Annotated in this window: 6 protein-coding genes; 3 read left to right on the top strand and 3 right to left on the bottom strand. The window is 70.1% G+C overall.

Annotated elements, in window-relative coordinates; translation table 11 throughout:
• Positions 1-83: 83 nt before the first annotated feature.
• Complete coding sequence (locus AOK16_RS03190) at positions 84-941, bottom strand: LysR family transcriptional regulator (protein WP_055470677.1); 858 nt, start codon at positions 939-941, stop codon at positions 84-86.
• Between the two features lie 124 nt (positions 942-1,065).
• Between AOK16_RS03190 and AOK16_RS03185 the strand changes: the two genes are divergently transcribed.
• The 3 genes from AOK16_RS03185 to AOK16_RS03175 all read left to right on the top strand — a co-directional run bounded on the left by AOK16_RS03185 (position 1,066) and on the right by AOK16_RS03175 (position 4,813).
• Positions 1,066-2,331 (top strand): YbfB/YjiJ family MFS transporter, encoded by a 1,266-nt coding sequence (locus AOK16_RS03185; protein WP_079101009.1) that lies wholly within the window; start codon positions 1,066-1,068, stop codon positions 2,329-2,331.
• A gap of 75 nt (positions 2,332-2,406) precedes the next feature.
• Positions 2,407-4,371 carry an FAD/NAD(P)-binding protein gene (locus AOK16_RS03180; protein ID WP_055470675.1) on the top strand — a complete coding sequence of 655 codons (1,965 nt, stop codon included), beginning with the start codon at positions 2,407-2,409 and terminating at the stop codon, positions 4,369-4,371.
• Positions 4,372-4,420: 49 nt separating this feature from the next.
• A complete protein-coding gene (locus AOK16_RS03175; RefSeq protein WP_055470674.1) occupies positions 4,421-4,813 on the top strand; it encodes a carboxymuconolactone decarboxylase family protein in 393 nt (130 codons plus the stop codon).
• Positions 4,814-4,880: 67 nt separating this feature from the next.
• Here AOK16_RS03175 and AOK16_RS03170 read toward each other — a convergent pair whose 3' ends face one another.
• A complete protein-coding gene (locus tag AOK16_RS03170; RefSeq protein WP_055470673.1) occupies positions 4,881-6,071 on the bottom strand; it encodes a globin domain-containing protein in 1,191 nt (396 codons plus the stop codon).
• Between the two features lie 80 nt (positions 6,072-6,151).
• A complete protein-coding gene (locus tag AOK16_RS03165) occupies positions 6,152-6,595 on the bottom strand; it encodes an RrF2 family transcriptional regulator (protein ID WP_055470672.1) in 444 nt (147 codons plus the stop codon).
• Positions 6,596-6,761: the final 166 nt, after the last annotated feature.

Here is a 6,761-nt window from a genome sequence, read left to right as displayed (position 1 = left end):
CCCGGGCGGCCGCCCGGGAGGCGAGGGCGGTGCGGTCGATGTCAGTTGATCGACCGCCGGTCGCCGCCTCAATTCCGAGAAGGTCATTCCATACCCTGCCGGGTATTCACCATGGCCGACTCCAAAAATGCTCCCAGCAAAGGGTGTTGGGCATTCGGAGAGTGCACTAAGTACACGCAGATCGGTGGCGCGGACTTGATGGAGAGAAAACGGACTCCAGAGTGGTGGGATCTCCGGGATGTACTGGACGGGGCCACTCCCACGCCTCGGTTGGCGGCTACGAGTTCCAGCCACTCGTCGTAGTTCCCGCACGTGACGACCTGCTCGGGAGCGCCTCCTTCCTCCCAGTCATCAGGCCTGGTCGAGCCACTGACCGTGTTCACCACCAGCGGCCAGTCCTTGAATTCACGCCAGTTGAGCGACCTTCGTCTCGCCAAGGGAGACGTGATCGACACTGCCGCCACTCGTGGTTCCTCGAAGAGGGGGATGACCACGACGTCTTTCGTCATGGGAATTCTGCGTACCACCGCCACGTCGACCTCCCCCAACTCGATTCCCGCGGTTGGGGTGTCACGACGCAACAGCTCCACCTGGCAGCTCGTTGAGGACTCGAAATCCGCGATGGCCTGTTGCGCCCAGGGGTCCGGGAGCAGCCAGGAGAAGCCGAGGCGGAGCGTTCCGCTGTTGCGGACGGCGTTCAGGGTGGAATCCAGCATCGCGAGCAGTCTTTGCGTGTGATCAAGGAGGTACTGGCCAGTAGGGGTGAGGGAGACGATGCGCGAAGTGCGGTCCAACAGGCGGGATCCGAGGGAGGATTCCAGGCGCTGAATCGAGCGGGTGAGGCAGGGCTGGCTTACCGAAAGCTCCCTGGCCGCCTGAGTGAACGAGAGGTTGCGGGCAACCGCCAAGAAGGCACGTAGGTGTCTGAGTTCGACGTCCATATCCACACAGCATAAGTGTCCCGTCGACGGCATTTCTCAGTGGCTCGAATGCGTGCTTCACTGAGCGCCGACGCGGACATTCCTTGCCCGCGGGACTGTTGCCGCACGCCCTGGGGGGACAGGAATGCTCGTACGCGAGGCGGGTCAGGAGCTGGAGTTATCTCGGGCGCACGCTCGTGGCGTCGTGTTGCGCGGCTGCCTGTCCATGGCTGCGGCGATCGGTGTCGGGCGGTTCGTCTTCACTCCGATTCTGCCCCTGATGGAGCGGCAGGTTGCCCTAACTCCCTCCGGCAGTACGGTTATTGCCAGTGCGAATTACGTGGGATATCTGGCGGGGGCTCTGCTGGCCGGGTTCTTTCCCCGGCTCATACGTTCCCGGCTTTCCCTGCGGATTTCACTCGCGGTTCTCATCGCGGCCCTTGGCCTCATGCCTGTCTCAACTTCCTTTGCTCTCTGGGTTGTTCTGCGGTTTTCAGCCGGGGTCGCCAGTGCTCTGGTGTTCGTTGCCACCGCGTGCGACGCCCAGTCCCAGTTGCGCCGCCATCCGCACCTGGTCTGCTGGGTGTTCGGCGGGGTGGGGGCCGGGATCGCCCTCACCGGTCCGGCCGTCCTGCTGGTCAGCCAGGTCGGCACCTGGCGGGATGCCTGGTGGGCCGCCGCTGCCGTATGCGGGGGGCTGGCGCTCGTCATCGACCGCGTGCCCGTTGCCGGCCGCTCCCCTGTGACGGCCAGAACCCATGAATCCGTCGGCGATGATCCCGAGGTCGGCGACCCCGGGGTCGGCGGGGAGAGCGGGCGGCGGACAGCGAGCCCGCCCGCCAGGTCGCGTGGGCTGCTCAGGTGGCTGACCGCCAGTTACTTCCTCGAAGGCGTCGGCTACATCATCGCCGCGACCTTCCTCGTGGCCGCCGTCTCCACCAGCACCGTCTCCACCAGCGCCGCGCCCTCCTGGCCGGCCAACGTGACCTGGACCATCGCAGGGCTCGCCGCCCTCCCCTCCTGCACCCTGTGGGCGCTGCTCGGCCGGCGGATGTCCCCCACCGTGCTCCTCGCCCTCGCCCTGATCGTCCAGGCCGTCACCATTGCCCTGCCCGCCTTCGCCCCAGGGCCTGTCGCCGCCCTCGCCGCGGCCGTCGGGTTCGGCGGGACCTTCATGGCCGTCACCCAACTCGCCCTCACCACCGGCTCCCGGCTCGGCGGCGCACGGACCGTCGCCACGCTGACCGCCGCCTACAGCCTCGGGCAGGTCCTGGGCCCGCTGCTCGCCCGGCCCGTCCTGGCGCACGGATACCGGTCCGCTCTCACCCTCAGCGGCGCCGTGCTGCTGGCCGCCGCCCTGTGTGCGGTGCCACTGGCCCGGCACAGAACCCCAGGCCCTGCCCGCCCCTGACCTCTTCCGACACCTCAGCGGCCGCCACCGCGGCAACCGCCGAAACACCCTGTCGAAACACTGGAGAAAAGCGGCATGCCCGATACGACTCTTGCCATCATCGGACTCGGCCCCCGCGGCCTGTCGGTCCTCGAGCGCGTCATGGAGAACGCCAGAGCCAACCCCGGCCACACGGTCCTCGTCCACGCCATCGACTCCCACGCGCCGGGTTCGGGGAACGTGTGGCGGCCTACGCAGTCGCGCCATCTGTTGATGAACACGGTGGCCTCCCAGGTCACGATGTACACCGACCCCAGCGTCAACTGCGTCGGGCCGATCGTGCCGGGGCCGAGCCTGTACGAGTGGCTGCGCGAGCTGCCGTACGCCTCGCTCGACGCGCAGCTGGGGACCGAACTCGCCAACCAGGCACGGGTCCTGGGCCCGGACGACTATCCCAGCCGGGCCCTGTACGGGCACTACCTCCAATGGGTCTTCAAACGGGCGCTGGCCGCCGCCCCGCGCGAAGTGACCGTGCGCCTGCACGTCTCGCGGGTCACCGGCGTCACCCCGCTCGCGGGCGGCCGCTTCCAGATCCACCTCATCAGCACCCCCGAGCCCATCGTGGCGGACCGGACCGTACTGGCCCTCGGCCACCTGCCGGGGGCGCTGGAGCCCGAGGAGCAGCAGCTGCTGGGCTTCGCCGCCCAGCACCGCCTGCGCTACATCCCCCCGGCCAACCCCGCCGATGTCGACGTCTTCACCGGCATCGAGCCCGGCAGCGGTGTCATCCTGCGCGGGCTCGGGCTGAACTTCTTCGACTACCTGAGTCTGCTCACCCATGGGCGCGGCGGCCGGTACGAGCGCCAGGACGGCCGGCTGGTCTACCGCCCGTCGGGGCAGGAGCCGAAGCTGTACGCGGGCTCCCGGCGCGGCATCCCGTACCACGCCCGCGGTGCCAACCAGAAGGGCGTCAGCGGGCGCTACGAGCCGACCTATCTCACCGCCGAGGTCATCGCGGAACTCCAGCGGAGGGCCGACGGCAGCGGCGGGCTGGACTTCCTGCGGGACGTCTGGCCGATCGTGACCCGCGAGGTCGAGTTCGTCTACTACACCACCCTGCTGCGCCAGTACGGCGACCGGCGGATCGGCGCCTTCGCGGAGAAGCTCGTCTCCTGGCCCGTCGAGCGGGACCTGGGCGAACTGCTCGACCGGTACGCCATCCCGGCCGAGCAGCGCTGGTGCTGGGACCGGATCAGCCACCCCTGGCGGGCCGTCCGACTCGAGGACCACGCCGCTTTCACCGCCTGGCTGCTGGGCTACCTCCGCGAAGACGTGGCCAACAGCCGCGACGGAAACCTCGGCAACCCCGTCAAGGCCGCGCTCGACGCCATGCGCGATCTGCGCAACGAGGTACGGCAGGTCATCGACCACGGCCGGGTCTGCGCCGATTCCTACCGCGACCATGTCTCCCGCTTCTACACCCCGCTCAACGGCTTCGTCTCCATCGGCCCTCCGGCCAGCCGCATCGAGGAGATGATCGCGCTCATCGAGGCCGGGGTCCTGGAGGTCCTCGGGCCCGACTTCCAGGTGAGTGCCGACGAGTCGGGGCGGTTCACGGCCTGCTCTCCCCTGCTGCCGGGGAGCCGGCGCGAAGGGCGCGTCCTCATCGAGGCCCGGTTGCCCGCTGCCGGGATCGCCGGGGCCGACGACCCGCTGATCAGGCGCCTCATCGACGAGGGCACGGCCCGGCCCCATGCCCTCGCCCAGGCCGACATCGAGCACCACACCGGTGCCCTCGACGTGACCCCCGCCCCGTACCGGGTCTTCTCCCGGGCCGGCAGCGCGCACTCCGGACTCCACGCGTTCGGCGTCCCCACCGAGGGGGTCCACTGGGCCACCGCCGCGGGCATCCGCCCCGGTGTCGACTCCGTGATCCTCGGCGACGCCGACGCGATAGCCCGCGCGCTGCTGGGGCTCGACGGCGACCGGCCCGACGGCGCCGGGCCCGACCCGCGTACCGGGCCCGGCGGCCACGAGGCCCCGGCTCCTCAGCCCGTCTGAGCGAGCGTCAACAACCAGCGTGCCCGCAGAATCCGAGCGAAAGGTCTCCATGTCCAAGTCCCTCCGCCACCAGACCGGCGACAAGATCCGCCGCGACGTGCTCGGTGACACCTACGTCAACACCATGCTCCGGGACTGGCCCGAGGCCGAGCCCCTGCTCGACCTCATCACCGAGTACTCCTGGGGCTTCGTCTGGGACCGCGAAGGGCTCGACCGCCGCACCCGCAGCCTGCTGCTCGTGGCCCTGCTCACCGGGCTCAACCGCCCCGCCGAGCTGAAACTGCACATCGGCGGGGCACTGCGCAACGGCGTCACTCCGCAGGAACTCGCCGAAGTCGCCCTGCAGTGCGCGGTGTACGCGGGCGCACCGGCCGGGATCGACACCATGAAGCTGGTCCGCCAGGGCGTGGCCGAGTTCGAGCGCGGCGAGCAGAGCAGCTGACCTTCCCTGCCCTGCGTGTGGCCTGCTCCTCCCGGCGCTTCCCCGGGAGGAGCAGGCCACACCTGCTTTACGCGGTGTGGCCCAGCCACAGGTCCGGGCCGAAGACCTCGTAGTGGATGGCGGCCGGGCGCACTCCGGCGGTCAGGAGCTGGGTGCGGACCGTGCGCAGGAACGGGAGGGGGCCGCAGAGGTACGCCGTGGTTCCGGGCGGGACCGCCAGGTCGGTCACGTCCACCAGGCCCGTGCGCCCGGCGGGCCACTCCCCCGCCGGGCGCTCGTACCAGACGTGGGACCTCGCGCGCGGGAGTTTGCGGACCAGTTGGTCGAGGTCGGCGCGGAAGGCGTGGCTCAGCTGATCGCGGTCGCCGTGGACGGCTATGACCTCGCGGGTGGAACCGGTGGCCGCGAGGTGGGCCAGCATGCCGATCATGGGTGTGCAGCCGATGCCCGCCGAGGCCAGCAGCACCGGGCCCTCGCCCTCGGCCAGCGTCACGTCGCCGAAGGGGGCACTCAACTCCAGCTGGCTGCCTGCCGTGACGTGGCCGTGGAGGTGGTTGGAGACCTCGCCCGACGGTGTGCCGACGGTCCTCTTCACCGAGAACTGGAGGGCGCCGTCCGGTTGGCCCGACAGGCTGTACTGGCGGATCTGGCCTGCCCCGTCCGGGAGTTGGACCCGTACCGAGACGTACTGGCCGGGCTTCGCGGCCGGCACCGGGGCGCCGTCGGCCGGAGCCGCGAGGAAGGTGACGACATCGGCCGTCTCCTGGTGGCGGGCCACGACGCGGTACGGGCGCCAGGTGGCACCGCCGTCCGCGCCCGCCTCCGCGTACAACCGCCGCTCCAGGGCTATCAGGGCGTTGGCCATCAGCCAGTACACCTCGTCCCACGCCTCCGCCACCTCGGCGGTGACGGCCTCCCCCAGGACTTCCGCGATGGCGGCGAAGAGGTGGCGGTGCACGATCTCGTACTGGTCGGGGGCTATGCCGAGCGAGGCGTGCTTGTGGGCGATGCGGGCGAGCATCGCATCGGGGCGGGTGCCGGGGTGTTCCAGGAGGGCCGTGGCGAAGGCGGCTATCGAGCCCGCCAGTGCCTGGCTCTGGGTGCCGTTGGCCTGGTTGCCGCGGTTGAACAGGTCGCGCAGCAGCTCGGGGTGGGCGGTGAACAGCTTCTTGTAGAAGAGCGGGGTGATGTCCTCGATCGCGGCGCCCACGGCGGGCAGAGTCTCGCGGATGGTGCGGGCGGCGGCGGGTGACAGCATCGACGACTCCTCGAGATTTAACTGGTATTTGATATTCGTGTTTAACGGGGTGCGGGGGCCACGCGGCGGAGGTGCGGAATTCAGCTCGCCGAGCGCGCCGTGAGGCCGAGCAGGACCGGGCCGGTCGGCGGCGCCACCAAGTCCTCGATGGTCAGCGGGTCCAGTGCGGCGAAGAACGCCTCCTGGGCCGCGCGGAGGGCGCCGCGCAGTCGGCAGGCGGCACGCAGCGGGCAGGGCGGATCGTCCTCGCAGCCGACGACATCACCCGCTCCCTCCAGCTGCCGGACCAGATGGCCCAGCGAGCCCGTCAGGCCGGCCGTAGTGAGCGCGAGCCCGCCGCCACGACCGCGCCGGGCCTCGACGACGCCGAGGTGCTGCAGCCTGCTGACCACCTTGGCTGCGTGGGTGTACGGGACGGCGACCGCCTCGGCGACCTCCCGGGTCGTCGGGTTCGCCTCGTCACCCCGCACCGCGAGGCGCATGGCGATACGCAACGCGATGTCGGTGCTCTTGGTGAGCCTCATGACGCAGAGGCTAGCTAATCGGACTTATGGATGCCAATTATGGCGACGCCGTTCGCGCGGCATGCGTCGGCGTGTTCGCCATCCCGTGGGGGTCGTACGGTCGCGAAGGCAGCCGACCGTAAAGGGTGGGCGGGGCTTGCCCTGAGGCGGATCGCGGGCACGGAGA

Origin of the sequence: Streptomyces pathocidini (assembly GCF_001418495.1) — a bacterium.
In the GTDB taxonomy this organism is placed as follows: domain Bacteria; phylum Actinomycetota; class Actinomycetes; order Streptomycetales; family Streptomycetaceae; genus Streptomyces; species Streptomyces pathocidini.
The sequence above is the reverse complement of the archived record's forward strand: the minus strand, read 5'-3'. Positions and strand labels throughout refer to the sequence as shown.

Coding starts and splice junctions, on each gene's coding strand:
- AOK16_RS03190 (WP_055470677.1), bottom strand. CDS start 941: ATGGACGTCGAACTCAGACACCTACGTGCCTTCTTGGCGGTTGCCCGC.
- AOK16_RS03185 (WP_079101009.1), top strand. CDS start 1,066: ATGCTCGTACGCGAGGCGGGTCAGGAGCTGGAGTTATCTCGGGCGCAC.
- AOK16_RS03180 (WP_055470675.1), top strand. CDS start 2,407: ATGCCCGATACGACTCTTGCCATCATCGGACTCGGCCCCCGCGGCCTG.
- AOK16_RS03175 (WP_055470674.1), top strand. CDS start 4,421: ATGTCCAAGTCCCTCCGCCACCAGACCGGCGACAAGATCCGCCGCGAC.
- AOK16_RS03170 (WP_055470673.1), bottom strand. CDS start 6,071: ATGCTGTCACCCGCCGCCGCCCGCACCATCCGCGAGACTCTGCCCGCC.
- AOK16_RS03165 (WP_055470672.1), bottom strand. CDS start 6,595: ATGAGGCTCACCAAGAGCACCGACATCGCGTTGCGTATCGCCATGCGC.